20 protein-coding genes are annotated in these 19,393 nt (G+C 38.3%); 18 read left to right on the top strand and 2 right to left on the bottom strand.

Annotated elements, in window-relative coordinates; translation table 11 throughout:
• The first annotated feature begins 169 nt into the window (after positions 1-169).
• From BMW61_RS17320 to BMW61_RS17355, 8 genes are all read left to right on the top strand, one after another.
• Positions 170-1,789, top strand: coding sequence for an IS1634 family transposase (locus BMW61_RS17320; protein ID WP_091823332.1), 1,620 nt, complete (start codon positions 170-172; stop codon positions 1,787-1,789).
• A gap of 57 nt (positions 1,790-1,846) precedes the next feature.
• Positions 1,847-2,317 (top strand): hypothetical protein, encoded by a 471-nt coding sequence (locus BMW61_RS17325; RefSeq protein ID WP_091824522.1) that lies wholly within the window; start codon positions 1,847-1,849, stop codon positions 2,315-2,317.
• Positions 2,318-2,406: 89 nt separating this feature from the next.
• Complete coding sequence (locus BMW61_RS17330) at positions 2,407-3,117, top strand: hypothetical protein (protein WP_091824525.1); 711 nt, start codon at positions 2,407-2,409, stop codon at positions 3,115-3,117.
• Positions 3,107-3,313: a hypothetical protein gene (locus BMW61_RS17335; protein WP_091824528.1), complete on the top strand. Its 207-nt coding sequence runs from the start codon at positions 3,107-3,109 to the stop codon at positions 3,311-3,313. The genes BMW61_RS17330 and BMW61_RS17335 overlap by 11 nt, the downstream gene beginning before the upstream one ends.
• Before the next feature lie 47 nt (positions 3,314-3,360).
• On the top strand, positions 3,361-3,678 hold the full coding sequence (locus BMW61_RS17340; RefSeq protein WP_091824531.1) for a hypothetical protein: 318 nt from the start codon (positions 3,361-3,363) through the stop codon (positions 3,676-3,678).
• Entirely contained in the window at positions 3,648-4,424 is a 777-nt protein-coding gene (locus tag BMW61_RS17345) for a hypothetical protein (RefSeq protein ID WP_091824534.1), read from the top strand. The genes BMW61_RS17340 and BMW61_RS17345 overlap by 31 nt, the downstream gene beginning before the upstream one ends.
• A 66-nt stretch (positions 4,425-4,490) precedes the next feature.
• Positions 4,491-4,697 carry a hypothetical protein gene (locus BMW61_RS17350; RefSeq protein WP_091824537.1) on the top strand — a complete coding sequence of 69 codons (207 nt, stop codon included), beginning with the start codon at positions 4,491-4,493 and terminating at the stop codon, positions 4,695-4,697.
• Position 4,698: 1 nt separating this feature from the next.
• On the top strand, positions 4,699-4,917 hold the full coding sequence (locus BMW61_RS17355; RefSeq protein WP_091824541.1) for a hypothetical protein: 219 nt from the start codon (positions 4,699-4,701) through the stop codon (positions 4,915-4,917).
• Between the two features lie 156 nt (positions 4,918-5,073).
• Here the strand turns inward: BMW61_RS17355 and BMW61_RS17360 are convergent, their stop codons facing one another.
• On the bottom strand, positions 5,074-6,306 hold the full coding sequence (locus BMW61_RS17360; protein ID WP_091824544.1) for an ATP-binding protein: 1,233 nt from the start codon (positions 6,304-6,306) through the stop codon (positions 5,074-5,076).
• Positions 6,307-6,380: 74 nt separating this feature from the next.
• Positions 6,381-6,560, bottom strand: coding sequence for a helix-turn-helix domain-containing protein (locus tag BMW61_RS17365; RefSeq protein WP_175475280.1), 180 nt, complete (start codon positions 6,558-6,560; stop codon positions 6,381-6,383).
• Between the two features lie 101 nt (positions 6,561-6,661).
• Between BMW61_RS17365 and BMW61_RS22755 the strand changes: the two genes are divergently transcribed.
• The 10 genes from BMW61_RS22755 (at position 6,662) to BMW61_RS17405 (ending at position 19,387) form a co-directional block, all read left to right on the top strand.
• Entirely contained in the window at positions 6,662-6,784 is a 123-nt protein-coding gene (locus BMW61_RS22755) for a hypothetical protein (RefSeq protein WP_278296687.1), read from the top strand.
• A 35-nt stretch (positions 6,785-6,819) separates the two neighbouring features.
• On the top strand, positions 6,820-6,981 hold the full coding sequence (locus tag BMW61_RS22125) for a hypothetical protein (protein ID WP_175475281.1): 162 nt from the start codon (positions 6,820-6,822) through the stop codon (positions 6,979-6,981).
• A gap of 135 nt (positions 6,982-7,116) precedes the next feature.
• Positions 7,117-7,950, top strand: coding sequence for an AAA family ATPase (locus tag BMW61_RS17370; protein ID WP_091824549.1), 834 nt, complete (start codon positions 7,117-7,119; stop codon positions 7,948-7,950).
• A gap of 63 nt (positions 7,951-8,013) precedes the next feature.
• On the top strand, positions 8,014-9,540 hold the full coding sequence (locus tag BMW61_RS17375) for a hypothetical protein (RefSeq protein WP_091824554.1): 1,527 nt from the start codon (positions 8,014-8,016) through the stop codon (positions 9,538-9,540).
• A gap of 30 nt (positions 9,541-9,570) precedes the next feature.
• Entirely contained in the window at positions 9,571-12,054 is a 2,484-nt protein-coding gene (locus BMW61_RS17380) for a hypothetical protein (RefSeq protein ID WP_091824557.1), read from the top strand.
• A gap of 20 nt (positions 12,055-12,074) precedes the next feature.
• On the top strand, positions 12,075-13,490 hold the full coding sequence (locus tag BMW61_RS17385) for an MBOAT family O-acyltransferase (RefSeq protein ID WP_091824560.1): 1,416 nt from the start codon (positions 12,075-12,077) through the stop codon (positions 13,488-13,490).
• 19 nt (positions 13,491-13,509) lie between these two features.
• On the top strand, positions 13,510-14,661 hold the full coding sequence (locus BMW61_RS17390; protein WP_091824562.1) for an alginate O-acetyltransferase AlgX-related protein: 1,152 nt from the start codon (positions 13,510-13,512) through the stop codon (positions 14,659-14,661).
• Positions 14,662-14,705: 44 nt separating this feature from the next.
• A complete protein-coding gene (locus tag BMW61_RS17395) occupies positions 14,706-15,704 on the top strand; it encodes an acyltransferase family protein (protein WP_091824566.1) in 999 nt (332 codons plus the stop codon).
• Complete coding sequence (locus BMW61_RS17400; protein ID WP_091824569.1) at positions 15,694-16,647, top strand: glycosyltransferase family 2 protein; 954 nt, start codon at positions 15,694-15,696, stop codon at positions 16,645-16,647. Before BMW61_RS17395 ends, BMW61_RS17400 begins: the two co-directional genes overlap by 11 nt.
• A complete protein-coding gene (locus tag BMW61_RS17405) occupies positions 16,634-19,387 on the top strand; it encodes a YfhO family protein (RefSeq protein WP_175475282.1) in 2,754 nt (917 codons plus the stop codon). Before BMW61_RS17400 ends, BMW61_RS17405 begins: the two co-directional genes overlap by 14 nt.
• Positions 19,388-19,393: the final 6 nt, after the last annotated feature.

The following is a 19,393-nucleotide window of genomic DNA, read 5'->3' on the forward strand; positions in this document are numbered from 1 at the left end:
CCTGCGCTCCCGCGAAATTATACCAAGGCTCTGGTATAAATCGTTAACAGTTACTACCGCAAATCCTTGATATTACTGGCTTTGCGAGCACAAAATATTGTATCAAAAACACAGATTTTGCTTGATATTCCGTCAATGCCTTGGTATAATTATACCAAGGAGGTGGGTTATGGAAATCAAGATAAATGAGCCCTGGATCACTGATAAAGTCCGCATTCAGAATGGTTACGCATATATTGATCACCCATTCTGGAATGCAGAAAAGCAGCAGGCTGATCATAAGCGTGAGTACATTGGCAAGTATGATGGAACGGACTTCAAGCCCAACAAAAACTTCCATCGTCTCAAAGCTGAATATGAAGCCAGTCTCACGACTTCCAAGACCGGGCCTGTACCAACAGACATCTGTCTTTGTCAGTTTTATGGAGCAACATACCTGCTTGACAGGATTGCTGAAAAGACAGGCATTGCCGGTGATCTTGGAAAGTGCTACGGCTCACTGGCACCACAGATTCTCTCCATAGCTTACTACCTCGTTATCGAGGAAGGGCTGCCATTATACCGTTTCACCAAATGGGGCAGCACCCACAGGCATCCTTATGGCAAGGATATTCCTTCTCAGAGGAGCAGTGAACTTTTCGGACTGATCACTGAAGAATCCAAGATGGATTACTTCAAATATCAGGCAAAGCGCCACTCCTGCGATGAATACCTCGCTTTTGATACAACATCTATCTCCTCATACTCGACTTTGATAAAGCAGGCCAAGTATGGAAAGAACAAGGAAGGTGATTCCCTTCCGCAGATAAATCTTGCTCTGCTGTATGGAGAGGAATCAATGCTCCCTGTTTACTACAGGAAACTGGCAGGTAACATTACTGATGTTAAGACTATAGAGAACCTCGTTAAGGATGTTGATTTCCTTAAACTTGAGAAACTCAAGCTTGTCATGGACAGAGGCTTCTACAGCGAGAAGAACATAAATGATCTGATGAAGCATCATCATAAGTTCCTCATAGGAGCCAGGCTATCACTGAATCTTGTAAGCAGCCGTCTTAACAAGATCCGTGATGATTTCGTTACCCGCTTTAACTATAATTCTGAGCTAAAGCTCTATGTCATGTCATTCACAGAGGAATGGGAATACACCAAGGAAAAACCTCGCTCCGGTGAAGTCATTACTGCCAAGCACCGTATATATCTCCATTTCTACTACAATGACCAGAAAGCTACTGATGACAAGGTACGGTTCAATGCAATGCTTGACCGCCTTGAAAACAACCTGGTAAATGGCACTCCTGATCCGGAAGATACAAAGCTGTATCAGAAGTACTTTACAATACATGAGACACCAGTAAGAGGAAAAACCTACTCATTCAATGAGGATGCAATTCGCAAGGCTGAGCGTAACTATGGCTATTTTGCTCTCATGACCAATGGCATCAAGGATCCTGTCGAAGCGCTTCGTATATACAGGCTGAAGGATCTTATTGAGAAGTCCTTTGGTAACCTCAAAGAGCGCCTTTCCATGCGCAGGATGTCTGTCGCATCTGAAGAAAACTTCGAAGGTAAACTCTTTGTGCAGTTCGTAGCACTGCAGCTGATGTCTTATATCAAAAAACAGATGGATGAACATGGCCTGTTCAGTGATTACACAATGCAGTCATTGCTTGATGAACTGGATGTTATTGAATACTACCAGCAGCCAGGCAGAGCGCATCATCTATCTGAAATAACTAACAAACAACGTAAGCTCTATGAGCTTATGGAAGTACCTGTCCCGACATAATCCTTGGTATAAAATGACGGGACTTTAGGCTACAAAGAAGGATTACATTTTCAGTTTATGTATTATGGTGGCAGGCTGCTATCACATTATGAAGCAAATGAATTTGAAGATAGGACGGATGATCTGATAAATGTTCTGACTACAAATAGGAATGCTGTAATCGTTATGGATAGCGATATTAGAAAGCCAAAGGGTCGCATAAATAAAACAAAAATGCGAGTTAGAAATGAATTTGAAAAGGCTGGTTTATATTGCTGGGTTACAAAAGGTAAAGAGATAGAGAATTATCTTTCGGCTGAAGCAATAAGTAATGCGTTTGGTACAACATTACAACAGGTGGAGCGGTATGAACTGTTTCCGGAGTATATCAGTAAGACATGTAAGAACTTTGAGAATAAGAAGGTGGATGTGGCAAGGAAGATTAGTCCGTATATCACATATAACAATTCTGTAGGGATACTTGATCTGAAGGATAGTGTTCTAAAGGTGTATTTTGAAATAAAGAGATGGAATCCGGGTGAAGTATAACATGGGGAAAGTATGAATACGTGAATCTGTATAAGTTCATACAGCAATTTTAAGTGAAGAGAAGTTTTTGGGAGAGAGGCAGAGAAATAATGAGATTTTGCGATTTTTTCGTGGAGTATAAGCTGAGGATGAAGAGCGTTAATTCTGTAATCAGGTACGATGAGCAGCCGCGCTACAGATTGGCTTTATTTGGCTTATTTATAATATTCGCGACGCTTTTTGCTATATTTGCTGTATCAAATGTGATCTTTGATGATATGTTTACGGTTTACATGGGTGTTTCGGCAGTTGGTATGTTTATAATTATTGTCATAATGGGGATACTGGATTCAATAAGAAAGAATAAGGAGAGGCTGTTGGAGGAGATTTGGAAGCCTTATTCCACAAGGCGAATGAATGTATTTATACAGCTGCTTCAGGATTATAGTATAGATATCAATGATTCCCAAAAACTGGACTTGATTGTCGGTGAAGCTAAAAGCAATAAAGCAAAAAATGCGCCGTGGGCAGAAGTGAAAAAACCTTTGGGAATGATGGGAACAATCGTGGCTTCCGCATTCGGCATACTTTTTAAGAATTATGTTGATACTCATGACATTGATTATATATCCATAATACTGTTTATGGTAATAATTGTGCTTGCGGTTTATGCAATTGGTTATGTGCTGTATATTATGCTCAAAGATTTCATTTATATGGATGGGAAGCGCTATGATGATTTGATAGACGACATAAATCAGGTTAAGATATTTGCTTCTGCGGGTGGTGAAGAGATAGAGGAATTGGGGGATGTATCATAAACTTGACTCATATCCGATACTGAAAGATGAGACAACTTTATATGTCAATGAGCCGTGGCTTGTTGATAAGTCTCTTCTGGAATATGAGACCATTTTAAATGCTGAGCCGGATGAAGTGGAAGAAATACCGGTTGGTTGCGCGGAGTGCCTTCCTTTTGAAGAGATTGAGAAGCTGAGGAGGGAGTGTCTTAAGTAACTGCTAGTTATTTTTATGTTGATAAGAGTTTATAAGAGATAATTTGTATGGAACTGGATAAATACGGAAAGTTAAATACTGCTGGTGATATAAGGTGGGTACATTATGAAGATTTCAAATTTGATTTCCTAAAAGAAATTGAATCCAGAATAATGATCATTCCCGAAGATGGTTTTATCAAAGGTAATACATTGGATGGACAATTTATATATTTGCATAAGGAGGAGCCTTTCGAATTTGAACATAATGCGGTGCATTTTAGCACAGATGCTTACATCGTAGGTGAGTCGTTGGAAGTCAAAAAATGTAAAGGGATACGATTCACTGGGGAGTATTGGGATTACTTTTTATTCCAAACAAATTAAAGATTAATCTTGCAGAGGGGAAATATATAGCCCAATGTCAGGATGATGTTTTTCATAAAACCTTTGCAGCGGGCGGTAAAAAATACAATTTAACTATATATTCATCTATTGAGGAAAGGATGGGTGTTAGTGGGAAATCGCTTTCAAATGAAAAAGTTGTCCTTGAAATAATTGTAGAGGAGGGACTGCCTTTAACAGATATTATTCCGCTTTATCATGCAATAAATAAAATGTGTCAGTTTTTGACATTTAGGAAAAACGTTTTTTTTGACAAGGTAGAACTTCTGGGAGACTTATCATATTCTGGATATGATGTTATTGATAGCTTTGCAGAACTACATGTGGTGAATGAGTTTAGATCAATGACAGAAAAGCCATGGCTAAGCTGTGTCTTGTTTAAGGAAATAAATGATGGCATAGGATTATTATTTAAGGCAATTATAGAAGAGAAGGAGAAAAAGCCTCATTTTCAAATAGATTTTTTACCGGACAGTGACGAAGATGCCGCTTGGATAACACCAGAGAAAATTAGAAGAATATGCACATGTCTTGAATGTGAAGCAGCACTTCAATCAATAACAATTAAAGGCAATAAAAATTTCAAGGAACTTGCTAATAGAATAAAAGATATTGTCAAGGATCATAAAAATGGAGATAGTCCATTGCCTCAAAAGGGAGATCTAGATCCTATGGAATTTAAAAAGATTACAGAATGTTATTACAAAAAAGTAGATGATCATACTTAAGTAGAGTTAGTTCCATCTCAAGTTTTTATCGAAAAAATGTGTTTTTTGATTATGAGGTATGAATATATGGATAATAACACCTATGTTTTATTAGAAGTCTTTGACTATATATGTAATAAATATGAAGCCGAGAAAGAAGCTCTTGCCGAGCTCATCAAGCTTCGCAATGAACTCAGGAAGGATGAACTCATGGCTGCAGTTATCAAGAGCGAGCATTCTTACGAAGAGATCATGGCATTTATTAAAGGCTCTACTGAAAGAGAGGAAGAATAAGATGCAGGAGTATTCAAGAATTCTTATTGAGCAATACTGTATGATACATAGAAATACCAAGAAAAGCAAGTTTCTGTGGGATTTAGTTGATCTCTCTTACACCATGGAGTGCGAGCCTGAAGAGTGGGAAGCATTACAGCTTGAACGATACATTAATCAGGAGCGTAATCCGGAATTAAGAGAAGCATTAGAAGATCTTGATGAATTTTTGTTTGAATAAAGAACAAAGCCCTACAGGATGACTATAATGATCATCTGCGTAAGGCTTAAATTATTGAGTGGTAAAATCATTGGAAGTTAAGATTAACGGGTGCTCAGATTTAATGTTTGTGACTATCGGCTAAAATCTGATCGACCCGGATTTTAGCCGATTATATTATATATACCAAATGGGGATAATCAAATTATAGCTATCCACAGCTGATAGTTCAGGACGCATGCATATTATTGCACCAGCGCCACGGGGTGTGGTGGCTTTATCTAATACATTGAAAGCATCAACCAACTCTGTTCTCGGATTTACTGAACGTTTTATCTCTATGGGATGGAGAGCACCATTACTTTCCAATATCATATCAACCTCTTTACTGTCCTTGTCTCTGTAGTACCAGAATAAACAGTCTTTGGCAGCGTTTTTATATGTTTTTATTATTTCCATTACTACGTAATTTTCAAGAATGTGTCCTGCAATAGCACCGTTTTCCAGAATTTCTGGCGAGGAGTATTTCGTCAGATATGCTACCAGCCCTGTGTCAAAAAAATATAGTTTTGGAGTCTTTATTGTTCTATGCAAAGCGTTATTACTATATGGACGCAGTAGAGTTATTATTTCGGATTTTTCAAGAACCTGAAGCCACCTTTTAGCAGTGTCATCATTTATCCCAACATCATTTGCAATAGAGTGAATATTCAATACTTCACCTATTCGTGCAGCAGCAGATCGAATAAAGTCTTGAAATAATAATTTGTCAACGCCCTGAATTAAATCACTGACATCGCGCTCAATATATGTTTGCATATAACTGCTGTAATATATGTCTCTATCTGAAAAGCGCCCACTAATTAAGCCGGGCATGCTGCCATTCCATATGCGTTCATATAATTCTTGCATAGATGCGGGGGCATGTGTTTCCTTGCGTTTTTTTATTTCACCAAGGTCTATAGTAAATGGTGTAGCATTGCCTTTTCCACAAATCTCATGCTGAGACAAGGTAGGTAATCTAAGAACAGCAATTCTTCCTGCCAGGGATTCCTGTGCCAGATCCATAAGTTTGAATGACTGAGATCCCGTGAGCCAGAATGAACCGGGCGCAGCACCTTTATCTATTGCAATCTTTATATATGAAAAGAGCTCAGGTGCATATTGAACCTCATCTATAAGAACAGGAGGCTCATGAATTTGCAAAAACATTGCAGGATCATTTTTGGCAAGGGCACGATCTTCCAAATCATCCAATGTGACAACTTCCCTCTCGGATTTCAGTTCATCTTTGATGTCATTAAATAATGTGCTTTTTCCGACCTGTCTTGCTCCGGTTATTAAAATGGCAGAATATTCTTTATTCAATTCAATTATTTTGGATTTAAGGTCTCTTTGAATATATCGCATCGTGGCTCCTTTCGGCTAAAATATGATTCAATCATATTTTAGCCGAAAAAGAGTTGGGAGGCAAGTTCTAGGGCTTAAACGCTTTGATTATTGATGTGATACTTCTGAAGGCTTGGCTTTTTAATTCCTCGTTCGATGTTGCAGATGTGTGACGGAGACGAATTTATCTGATAAGCAAGCTGCTCCTGCGTGATATTCTTCTCATTTCTGAATATCTTTATTCTTTTTCCTATCGTTTTATAATTTATCTTCATATTTTCACTGATATAGAAATTAGAATCTACCATATCTATAAAAGGGTAAACTAGAAAAACAAGAAAACTAGTTAGTTTTTAAAGACTAAAGGAGGCAAAGTATGAATCTTGTTCCTTTACCGGATGCCATCATCAAGACAGGTCGCATGGTAATACAGATACATAACAGTCTTTCTCCGATACTGCTAAAAAGTATCATGGAGGTAGCTGTGCATGCTCGCTGAGATTGGTGTTGTAAATAAAACATGCTATTATGGTTATGGATAGTGATAAAAGAACTACACAGGCGCATATAAATAAGACCAAAAAGAGAGTTAGGGATGAATTCAAAAAAGCCGGATTATATTGTTGGATTACAAAAGGTAAGGAGATAGAGAATTATCTTCCGGCTGAAGCAATGTGTGTTGAAGGTATACTCTGAAATAAAGAAATGGAATCCGTGTGGGTAACAAGGGGAAAGCACCACCTTCCATAGAAAACAAAATACTAGGTGGTGAAAGAAAAACAGATAAATTATAATCGAGTGTGAAGGTGAAGGAAGAGATGGTGAAATAACATGTCAATATATATAAATCCCTCAATACAAGCATTTGAAGAAGCAGTTAATTCGGATATCTTTGTTGATAAGACAGAGATGATACTGGATATTAATTGCGTAATAGGAACTAAACAGAAATATGTAAGTGTATCCAGGCCTAGACGATTTGGTAAAACAATGGCGGCTGATATGTTTTGTGCTTACTATGGAAAAAATAAAAAGGCAAAGAGTCTTTTTAAGGAAAGAAAAATAGCAAAGAGTAGTCCGGGGGAGTGGGATAAGCACTTAGGGAAATATAATGTAATCAGACTATTAATGACTGATTTTATTAAATCGGATAGAGATGTTACTGAATCTGTAGGAACAATATCGCATAGACTTTTAGATGAGTTATCCGAAATGTATCCGGATGTTTCATATGATGAAAAGGATCTTTTTTACAGTCTGGAGAAGTTTTATCAGAAATCAAAAAAGCAGTTTGTGATAGTAATAGATGAGTGGGATGCTGTTTCCCGTATCCGTAAGGATGACGTGGAAGGACAGAAGATATATCTGGATTTCCTTAGAAATTTGTTGAAGGACAGAATATATCTTGCACTTGCCTATATGACAGGTATTTTGCCTATAAAGAAATATGGAGAGCATTCTGCGCTCAATATGTTTGATGAATATTCCATGATTTCTCCAATGGTACTTGCCAGATACACCGGATTCACAGTGGAGGAAGTTGACGAGCTCTGTGAGAAATATAATATGGATAATATAATTGCTTTGGGAATTAATTACGACGGCAGTTTAAAAAGTACAGATAAGAATTATAAAAAGCATTCTTGTGTGATAAGAAAATTCTGACCTTGGTTGGAGTTTTCAGAGAATGTGGTGGGAATGAAAGTTGGGTTGGGAGCATAGGACTTTATGGGCTCTAATATATTGAAAAAGAAAAATATTATTTTACCTGTAATTTTTATTATATATTTTGCATTGCTGGTGTATTTGGCCAGATATGTAAAAATGGATTCGGATTATGCAAATTTGGTGCTTGAAGCAAATGAAGTAATTCATGGAAATATTTTCCTGAATGGTTGGAACCTTACAGGACTTTCATTTGTTACTACGGATTTGCTTTATTTTATTTTTGGAGCAATTTTCTTTGGAATCAGCACCAGAACATATTATGTGGCTGCCGGATTGATGACGGCAGTTGTTGTTTTAGTTGGATGGTTGCTTGTTAAGGATGAGATAGACGACAAGTTTGCTTGTGCCGTATTTTTATGTCTGACGGGACTACCTTGCTATGCAGCCATGACAGCGCTTCGTGCACACACCGGGGCTGTAATATGGGCATTTCTCGCTATTTTAATGATTGCGAGATGGAAAAGGGAGAGAATAACTAAGCTTTTAGTTCTCTGCACGGCATTTATTGCATTAGGCGCTATGGGAGATCCTTTGACCATTATCATTGCAGTAATGCCTATGATTGTTGTGGCATTTTTTGATTTTATCAGAGGCAGAGAGTATTGGAGCGAGGCAGGGGGATTTATTGGTCCTGCTGTTGCTGGAACGGTTTTAGGAACTGTACTGGATAGGATATACTTTATTGTTGGAGATGCTAATAAAAATCAGGCACTTGGTAATCAGTTCTTTATTACATATGAGAACTGGGCAGTTTCAAGGCAGCGTTATATTGAAAAGTTAATGTGTATCAGCGATATCGACTTTCTGAACAGGAAGCTTGTTAGTACTGAGACATTATTCTATGCAATCGGCACTGTTTTCCTTCTATTGGGATTATTGGTTGGAATTGTGGGGATATACAAATTTGTAAGAGATAAGAACAGTGATATTATTACTGTTCTTCTGGCTCTGGCAGTTCTCGTAGATTATGTTGTTTTGAGATTAACATCGCTGGAATTTTCGTCAAATGACTGGTCGAGATATATGGTTTTTGTGATAATTGCCGTGCCGGTGATCATTGCAAGGAATATGGAAGCCATAGCTGATTTTTGCAAAGCCGATTATAAGATAATGAGAATTGTTTTTACAGTTCTTGCTTTCCTGGTGCTTGGTTTTAGGATAGTAAATTGGAAAGCACGGCCGATGGAAACCACTGAACAGGAAAAGCTGGCAGAGGTGCTGATGGATGAAGGATTAGAGAGCGGATACGGATTTTTCTGGGATGCATCATCAATAACTGTCATTTCCAAGGGTAAAGTAAGAGTCAGGGCTATACGTGACTACGAACCATATATTTGGTTTTGCAAAGATGAGTGGTATGATGATTATGTTAATTTTGTAATAACATCCGAGGCTAACGGACATGGAATTACACCGGAAGGTGCGTTATCCCTTTTTGGTGATCCGGTTAGGGAGATAGAAGTTGATGGGAATATTATCATGATTTATGATAAGGATTTATCTGAATTGATAACAGGGTTAGAATAAGTCTTCTTTAGACGATTACAGGAGCATTTGATGGAAGATATTAACTATACAGTAGAATTATTTAAAAGGAAATTTCCCGTGTCCCGAAAAAGAATAGCATTATACGGAAAGGGACCCATGACCAGGGCCATAATCAGGTTAGCTGATGGCTATAATTTTGTTGGGGTTGTGGACCGCGATGTGAAATCAGGCACGGTTTATGGACTGCCTGTGATTGCAATTGACGAAATACAGGATCATGACATCGACATAATAGTGGTGGTTGCAAGACCGGAATCAGCCTATGCAGTATATAAGCGCATAGGCATGTTTTGTGTAGAGAAACACATAGGTTTGTACGGTGTTGATGGAAGTAATCTGGTCGAGGCGTATGGCACAGATGATTTGGAGTGTAATGCAGGTTTGATTTTTAGGGAGAACTTTGCGAACGATAAGAAGAGACGAATAGCATTATACGGAAAGGGACCCATAGCAAAATCTATTATCGATCAGAATGCGGATTTTAATATCCGTGGTATCATGGATAGAACTCTGAAGCAGGGAGTAGCTTTAGGTAAACAGATTCTGGATTATGAAGAGGTTCTTGATAGGGATATTGATATAATAGTTACCGCAACAAAAGATGCACATAAAGGGGCAATCGCAAAGCGTATAGGTGAGTTCTGCTCTTATAATCACATATTACTCTATGACTATAAGGGTGATAATTTATTGCAGAAAAAGGCTGTGAAAGAAGTTGCGGAAGGGCCTTCACCATATTTTAATGTCGATGAGGAGCAGCTGAGAAAGCAGATCAAAGAACATGATATTATCACTTTTGATATTTTCGACACTTTGGTAATGCGCAAAACATTAAACGCGACTGATGTATTTGATATTATGCAGCATAAGCTGAAAAGGAACGGGATTATCTATGATAATTTCAAACAGCTTCGAATATTGGCGCAGGAGAGCGGTGTTCCGAATCCCAATTTGGATGAGATATATGAGCGCTTGCAGGTTATCACGGGAATGTCTGATTCTCTGCGTGAACAGATAAAAGAACTGGAAATAGATACGGAGAAAAAGGTTCTTGTAAGGCGTGAAAAGATAGTCGAGCTCATGGAATATGCAAATAAGCTTGGCAAAGAAGTGCATATAATATCTGACATGTATTTGCCGGAGACGGTTTTGAGAGATATTTTGGTTTCGCTGGATATAACCGGTTATGAGAAGATGTATGTATCCTGCGATTATCGTACGTTGAAGACGGAAGGATTATTCGCACATTTCTGTAAGGATAATGTTGATAATAAATCTGTTTTACATATAGGAGACAGTGGGCAGGCTGATGGAGATTTTGCCAGAAAGAATGGCCTAGATGCATTTGTTATTATGAGTGCAAAGCAGATGATGGAGATAACAGCCATCGCAGATATAAGGACGCTTGCCAGAAACGTAAATGAGAGATCAATGATTGGCCTGTGCATTGCCAAGCTGTTTAACGATCCATTTGCGTTATATGAATCAGATGGCAGGATTAAGATCCGCAATACTGCAGAGCTGGGATATGTTATCATTGCTCCGCTCATTACGGCATTGACGATCTGGATGGGCGAGAGTACCAGGAATAACGCCTATGATAAGGTTCTTTTCGGAGCAAGAGACGGATATATATTAAATAAGCTGTATGAGATTTTAAGAGAATCTGTTCCTGAGTGGAATCTTCCGAAATCATTGTATTTGCTTATGTCCAGGAGAATGATTATAAGCGCTTCAACCTTTACGGATGATGATTTGAAGCACGCTTATGAGTATGCTCCGGGATTTGATATTGAAAGTAATTTCCACTTTAAGGCGCCCAAAGCTAGTAAGAACGAAAAGAGAAAAGGATATTATGAGTTCTGGGAGAAAAACAAGGAAGCTATTTTCAAGGGCTCTGTGAAAAATAACGAAAACTACAAGAAGTACCTTAAGAAGAAGGGTGTTTCGTCGGCGGGCAAGTATGCATTTTTTGACTTTGTGTCATTGGGAAGCTGCCAGGATTTCATGGAAAGAAACGGCGCTTTTGATTTTGATGCCTTTTATGCATGCTTCAGATTTGATTTATTTGAGCATAGGAAGGCTCTAAAGCATAAAGACTGGCTGTATATGAATGTTCGTGAATCGAATCAATATGGTAATTATCATGATTCGAATTATTTCTATCAGGATTATTTATTCCTGGAGAGAATAATGACTTCCGATAAGCCTTCACTTAGCTGCTTTGATGATAACGGTAATCCGGTGTTTGATGAGGAGCAGCGTTCTGCTGAAGAGATACGCTTTATGAAGAGAATTCATAAGGCTGTTAAAGATTACTTTGAGGAATATATTAAACTGTTATGGGTAGAGGGCATCGAGATCAGCAGAGTTGTTCCGGATATGTTATATCATTATAGGCAGGATGAGTTCTCTGCCATAGCTGACTCTGCCGATTGCAAGATGAGTGCTTATGATGACCTTAATCAGGTGAAGGTGGAGGTTAAGTTATAAATGTACTGTTTGGAGGATAGATGGTTTTTTCAAGCTTAATATTTACATTTTTCTTTTTGCCGGTAGTACTGATACTGTACTATTTGGCAAAGGATAAATATAGGAATTATATCCTGTTGATTGCGAGCCTGTATTTTTATTCTTATGGAGAGCCACAGTTTGTCTTCGTTATGGTGGGCTCGATCCTGTGTAATTATCTGATGGCTCTGCTTGTTGATAAGTTTAAGGGTAAGAGCCTTGCCAGAGTTTTTATGGCGATAGCCGCTGTATTGAATATTGGGATATTGTTTATATACAAATATCTTGATTTTGCAATAGATATCTCAAATAACCTGTTTAGATCTCAATTTAAGGCAGTGGGGATAGTCCTTCCTATAGGAATATCCTTCTTTACATTCCAGGCATTATCCTATGTCATAGATGTATACAGAGGAGTTGTAAAGGTTCAGAAGAATCCTTTGTTTGTAGCTCTTTATATTTCGTTTTTTCCACAACTTATTGCAGGTCCTATAGTCAGGTATTCGACTATTGAGGAGCAGATAGGACATAGAGAGCATACGGTAGAGTTGTTTGCGGATGGCGCAAGAAGATTCATGCTGGGATTTTGTAAGAAGGTTATATTGGCTAATAACCTTGCTTTGGTAGCCCAGGGTGCTTTTTCGTGTGATGTAAAGGAAGCAAATATCCTGTATCTCTGGCTGGGATCAATATGTTTTAGCCTGCAGATATTCTATGATTTTTCAGGCTACTCCGATATGGCGATAGGACTGGGCAAAATCTTTGGATTCAAATTCGAAGAGAATTTCAATTATCCGTATATTTCAAAATCGGTGACAGAATTCTGGAGAAGATGGCATATTTCCTTGAGCCAGTGGTTTAGAGATTATGTATACATACCGCTTGGTGGTTCGAGAGTATCCTGGGGCAGGCATATTTTCAATATGTTTGTAGTGTGGATGTTTACGGGAATCTGGCATGGTGCTAACTATACATTTATAGCATGGGGACTTGGTTACTTCATTTTACTTGTGGTTGAGAAGCTTATAGTAAAGCCCTCTGAGAAGAAAAATATCGTATTCCGGATTTTCTGGCAAATTTTCACCCTGCTGTGTGTTAATTTTGGATGGGTCATATTTAATTCTCCGGATTTGCTTTCCGGAATCAGGTATTGCTTAGGCATGCTGGGTCGATATGAACGTAGTATAAGTATAGATTCTGAGATTATATATAACCTTCATCAGTATGGTGTATTTATAGTATTGGGAATCTTGTTCTCTACTCCGATTATGAAATGTATCAAGGAGAAATTGAGTGGGATACAAGCTTCATATATCTTCGAGTGGATTGAACCAATCGGATACGGATTGATTTTTATTTGGGGTGTCTCATTTTTGATCCTGGGTGCTCATAATCCGTTTATTTATTTTAACTTTTGAAGCAAGAAGGAAAATATGAATGAATAAGACTAAAAACTATGCATTTATTGCAGTGTTTTTACTGATAGTTTTGGTGTTTGGGGGACTTAGTTATAGTAAACTGGTGAATTTCTATATAAACCAGGAACTGGATTATAACGAGTGGACACCGGAACTTGGAAGTAAGTTTGAAACCGATATTGCCAGCACATTTTATAATAAAGTCGGATTTGTAAATCTTAATGGAGCGATTTGCAATATTCTGAAGCAGCCAACCATGAATGGGGTGGTTAAGCTTAATAATGGATATTTGCTTTCACCATTTAAGCATACATCTGACAAAGTATTGGGAAAGTACGCAGACTCTGTGGTAAAGCTGAATTATTACCTGAAAAACAGAGGTACTGTACTTGTTTATGCAAATCCGCCATATACAACCAATAAGTATGATCCGGAGCTTCCTGTAGGTGTGGAGGATTACGGCAATGACAACTGCGACAGATTCCTGCAGATGCTTAGAGATGCAGGTGTTGATACTATCGATCTTAGAGAAGCCATGCATGATGATGGAATAGATCATTATTCCATGATGTACAAAACAGATCATCACTGGACAACTGAGGCCGGATTATATGCATACGGTGTGTTGCAGGATTATATTGTAGAGAAGACCGGATGCAGTGTTGATGAGAGAATTGCTGATATTCAAAATTACACAGTAACCACCTATAAGAAATGGCATCTTGGTTCCAATGGGCAACGAACAGGCATTTATTATGCGGGCATAGATGATTTTGATTTGATTGTTCCCAATTTTGAAACCACAATTCAGAATGATGAAGGTGTGGCTGGTACCATGCAGGATATCATTTTGAACAAAGAACCGCTCACCAATAAGAATTATACCTCCAGATATACTTATGATAATGTATTGGATCGTTCATTGGGTAATTTCAAAAATCTGGATTGTAAGAATGATATTAAGGTTCTGACTATTACCGATTCCTATGGAAAAGCGGTTAATCCCTATCTGGCAATGGGATTTGCTCAAATTGATTTTGTTCATGATGCGGATGTATCGGTAGTAACACCGGAGTTTATCGAAGAAGTTGACCCGGATGTGGTCATTATGATGTATTATCCTGATTGTTTACAAAAGAAAAGGAAGGCATTTTCTTTTACCGGTTTTTGATTTTAAGTTTTTTAATTCATAGACGGAGACAGAGCTTGGGTTAAATGATGGAGAATAAATTAGGCGCTGCGGGCGAGCGTGATTATTATTATGACAATATGAAGCTTCTGCTGATATTTCTTGTCGTGTGGGGGCATATGCTTCCGATATGCGGATCACTTTTTGGTAATGCGTTGGCACTTACAATATATACGTTCCACATGCCGTTATTTGTTTTTGTTACCGGTTATTTTTCAAGAAATACTGCGAAGAATAAGAAGAGAGCTCTGGATATTTTAAAGATATATTTTGTGGTGAGAATTGTCTGTGCTGTTATAGATAGGTTCATGACAGGAAGCTATGATTCCTTAAAGACAATCCTGAGTCCGAATAACTCCCTGTGGTATCTGGTTGCAGTATTCTGGTGGAGATACTTCTCGGAAGAAATGATCAAGGTCCGGGGGATTGCTCTTTGGGCTTCAATAATCTCAGTATTGTTGGTATTGCAGGTTGATATCAATAATTTTCTTGGGATTAGGAGAACACTGGCCTTTTTACCATTCTTTGTATTTGGACTGCTGATCGATGAGCAGACTGTTCTAAAGATCAGGAGTATAAATAAGTTTTTAAGCATTGCTGTTCTGATGGGGATTTTTGCAGCTAGTTATCTCTGGCTTCGAAGAGGCGGTGACTGGACAGTAACTATGGTGACACTGCAGAGAGGAACTACCTATGGGGATTTCTCAAATTTGTTTGTGGGAGTTTTGGTTTGGTTATTACTTCTTCCGCTTTCTATGATAAGCAGTGCATGTGTCTCCTCGCTTGTTCCAAGGAAAAAGCTTATAATATCTTCATGGGGACGCTATACACTTCCGGTTTATATTGGAACCACATATTTGGCGCATATTTTTATGTATGCCATTGATAAAGTTGGTGGGTTGGAACCGGCGGAAATGCTGCTGTCAGCCACATTTTTAAGTGTTATTTCAGTGGCGATAATATGTTATTTATCAAAGGTGGTTTCCGGAAAACTTGCACGGGTGAAAAAAGTAGATGACAACTAAGAAAAAGATTTCGATATGTGTATCGGTTTACAATGAAGAGGCTGTTATAGAAAAATTCTGCGATTCTTTTGAGTCTATACGAGGTTCGCTTAAGTGGGACTATGAGTTGGTCTTTGTGGATGATGGTAGTTTAGATGATAGCCTTAGCATATTGGAGCAAAAGGCAAGAGAGAGGGAATATATTAAGATTGTCTCTTTTTCCAGGAATTTTGGTCATGAAGCTGCTATGATTGCAGGTATTGATAACTGTGATGGTGACGGAATAATTTGTATGGATTCTGATTTACAGCATCCGCTTGAGATGATCAATCCTATCATTGATAGTCTTGAGGAAGGCTATGATGTGGTTAATATGATAAGGCTTGAGAACAAGTCAGCCGGGATTATCAAGAATATTACCTCGAAAGCATTCTATAGGGTTATAAATATTTTGTCGGATTCAACCTGCTTTTTGGAGAATGCGTCGGATTTCTTTGCGCTTAGTAAGCGCTCTGCTGATGTTTTGAGAAAGTATTATAGGGATAAGAACCGCTTTTTGCGCGGTTATATTCAGAGTATTGGATTTAAGACTACCACAATAGAGTATGTTGCTCCCGAGAGAGCCGGTGGAGAGAGTCATTATAGTATCAGAAAGCTTTTGAAATTTTCCATAGATAATATAATATGTTTCTCGGATTTTCCGCTTAAGATAGGCGGTTATGCCGGGATTGTGGCTGCGTTTATGGGACTTATAGTTTTGGTTTATACACTGGCAACCTATAAGACGGCTCCGAGCGGCTATGCTACGATAGTAATACTGATATGTTTTTTGTTTGCGGTACTCTTTTGTGTAATAGGTGTTATAGGGAAGTACCTGGCTATTCTTTTTTCGGAGACAAAAGACAGACCTATATATTTGATTGATAAGAAAATTGGATTTGATGATAAAAATGAAAGTAACTAAACTTAGGAAAAATGTATATTTCTGCTGGACGATTATTTTTGTCCTTACTGCAATAGCTTTTTTTTCACCTTTTGCTCTGAACAAAAAAGCTATTATTTTTGGTAATGGCGGAGATGGTATAGCACAGCATTATACTGCGCTGGCATATTACGGAAGATATTTAAGACAGGTATTTAGTAACATATTTACCACGCATTCTTTTGAAATCCCGATGTGGGATTCATCTATAGGTTACGGCAGCGATATTATTACGACTCTCAGTTATTATGTTATGGGAGATCCTTTTTCTTTTCTTGCTGTTTTTTGCCCTGAGAGATATACGGAATATTTATATGAGTTTTTGATTGTTCTTAGAATTTACTTTTCAGGAGCTTTTTTCATATATTACTGCAAGGAAAATGAGAAGGACGACTATGGCTCGATTATAGGAGCATTGGTGTATTCTTTTTCTGCATATACCATTTTTGCGCCGATTCTTCATCCCTACTTTGCAACTCCGATGGTGTGGTATCCTCTGATTCTTACGGGAATAGACAGGATATTTAAGGGGAAAAAGCCCACTACTTATATAGTTGCTGTCGCTCTGGCGGCGCTTAGTAATTTCTATTTCTTCTATATGTTTGTTATTCTGATTGTCATGTACGCACTGTTCAGATATTTTGGAACAGTTAGGGACAAGTCTGTTTCAGGTTTCTTTATACTTAGCGGTAAATTCATGCTGTATTCGCTGATAGCATGTGGATGTGCTGCGGTTCTGCTTTTGCCTACAGTGTATTCCATGATGGGCAGTACCAGAATCGGAGTAGAGCACTTCCAGCCTTTGTTTTATCAGGTTCAGTACTATAAGGAGTTTTTGGGAACCTTTGTAACTTCCACACTAAATGCTTATTACTCATACATGGGATATTCTGTAGTAGCGCTTTTCTGCCTGTGCTTTTTGTTTATGAGTAAGAGTGGCAGAAGGGATTGGAAGATATTCTTTGTTATCCAGACTATTATGCTGCTTATACCTTTTGCCGGGATAGCATTTAATGGTATGACATATGCCACTAACAGATGGATCTGGGCGTATGCTTTCTGTGTAGCTTATATCTGTGCGGATATGCTGCCGGAGGTGCTGTCCGAGTTTAAAGGTAAGAAGCTGTTTTGGTGTGTGGGATTTGTAGCGCTTTATCTGGTATGCATGTATGCTCTTTACAGAAACGGTATGAATATGAAGCATAGGATGGCTTTACTGTTTGTGGTGCTGATGGGAGTGGTTTTGATTGTTTCTGCATCTGCTGTTTCGGGTAAGAGTGTGGTCTCGAAAGGGAATGTGCTGGTCTTTTCCAGAGTGATTTTGGTGATATTGGTTGCCCTTAATGTTTCAGTGAATGCATGGCTTGCATATGTGCCTCAGTATGATAATTATCTTGCTAACTTCCAGGATGCGGGAACTGCTTATGATGCGGATTATTATGATACTCCGGGATATGCATTGAAGAAGGAGATAAATCCTACAAAGAGTGATAGATATGATACTTTGGATCTGTGGCCAGATAGATTACTCCTGAATTCATCTCTTTTGACAGGTACCAGCGGAACATCTTTTTATTACAGCTCTGCGAATAATGGAATGATCAGTGAATTTCAGAAGGATATGTATCTGAAATATCAGTTTGCTAATCAGTATTTTAATTTGGATGGAAGAAGATTACTTCAGAGAATAATGGGCATAAAATACCTCGTGACTCCTTCGGGAAGTAGTCCTTTGTACGGCTTTTCAATGAAGAGTTCAAATGGAACTTACGATATATTGGCAGATGAGAACTCTCAGGGTAAAGCATATTTTTATAAATCAGTGATTCCTGAGAAAGAATATAAAGAATATGATGTTGCTAAAAAGCAGGAAGCGTTATTACAAGGGGCTGTTCTTGATGAAGAAAGCGGTCTTGTGAAGTGTGATCCGGAATACCTGAATGAGGAGATTCCTTATTCTGTAGAGTTGTCCGAGGGAATCGCATTTGATGGAAATCAAATTGAGGTATATAGCGAAAACGCAACAATGACCTTATCCTTCGAGGGTCTGGAGAATTCAGAGACCTATCTTGTTTTTGATGATATTGATTATGAGGATTTTAATTACTGGTATGTGACGGATTCAAATGGTCTGATACCTCGCATAAAGGCATTTATATGGAATCATCAGAATAACGGACGTGTGAGAGCATCTGTGATAGCCGCGGGAAATGTTAGAGCAGATAGTATTGATATCAGTTCTGTAAGAGAGAACTATTATGCCGGGCGACATGAGTTTTTGATGAATCTGGGATACAGTGAAGGTGCGCAAAATATAATTACGATAACTTTTCCTCATCCCGGCAAGTTTAGATTTAGTGGTATGAGAGTTGTTTGTCAGCCTCTGGGTCATCTGGATGATTATTCAAGCGCACTTAGGATGTCCGGGTGTGATATTACAGATAGCGGAAATGTACATAATATCAAGATGGCTAGTGATGGTCAGGGCATTTTATGCTATACACTCCCGTATTCTGAAGGATGGAGTGTGACGGTTGATGGCAAGAGCTGCGATGTCAGAAAAGTTGATACTATGTTCTTGGGCGTGGAGATATCTGATAAGGGAGACCATGATGTCTTGTTTAAATATGAGACGCCATATTTGAAGGTAGGAGCGCTGATATCACTTATATCTTTGATATGTATAATTGTGGTGACTAAAATATCTTTGAAGAAAGATTGAGTTTTG

Origin of the sequence: Butyrivibrio sp. ob235 (genome assembly GCF_900109475.1) — a bacterium.
Lineage (GTDB): Bacteria > Bacillota > Clostridia > Lachnospirales > Lachnospiraceae > Butyrivibrio.